The organism is Psychrobacter glacincola (assembly GCF_904846215.1).
Classification (GTDB): domain Bacteria; phylum Pseudomonadota; class Gammaproteobacteria; order Pseudomonadales; family Moraxellaceae; genus Psychrobacter; species Psychrobacter glacincola.
In genome coordinates this window covers 1-613 of the sequence record NZ_CAJGZK010000089.1, presented here as the reverse complement: position 1 = coordinate 613, position 613 = coordinate 1, and the positions used below count along the sequence as shown (strand labels likewise).

Below are 613 nucleotides of genomic sequence, written 5' to 3'. Positions count from 1 at the left end.
GCTACAGATATCCTGCACTGGTAAAATAACTGCACGCATATGCACCAATTGTGATTTTAATTCATATAGATTTCTAAGCGTTTCTTTATTAAATTCATAAGTAAAAATATTGCGCTCTTGCTCACGTAAATAGCTGCCTAAGCGGTCGGTCACTGGCATATAGTTATCGACGATAAAATCAATTACAGCGTGCAAGACAAATATAGGTCCCATACGCAGTTTTTCAGGGCGTCGATTGCAGTGCTCACGTACCGGCGCATAGGAGTTAGAAGGACCATTACGAATCGTAATCAGATAGTTCTTGCCCATAAATATCGCCGTAGTACCGTAGCGGATGACATTGCCTTCAAGCTTAGCGGTACGTAATACCACAAATATCGTATCGTTATCATAACTTTCAACTTTGGCGCGTTGATGGTCAGCAAAGGCATCTTCGATTGAAAGCTCGTGCAGATCAAAGGCTTCTTTTACCTCGGATATTGTCTGCAGGCTAGGCTCATAAAGACCTAACCAGATAAACTGACCACTATTGCTCAAGGCGCGACTGACATCCCTGAGCGCTATTTTGTTCAGCTGTTCACCCGTTTTACGGGAATAAGCATAACAATTGACC

General features: G+C 42.6%; 1 protein-coding gene. It reads right to left on the bottom strand.

What is annotated here, in order from left to right:
- Positions 1-613 (bottom strand): CorA family divalent cation transporter (locus JMW90_RS13560; RefSeq protein WP_276529662.1); only part of this gene is annotated, 613 nt, incomplete at both ends.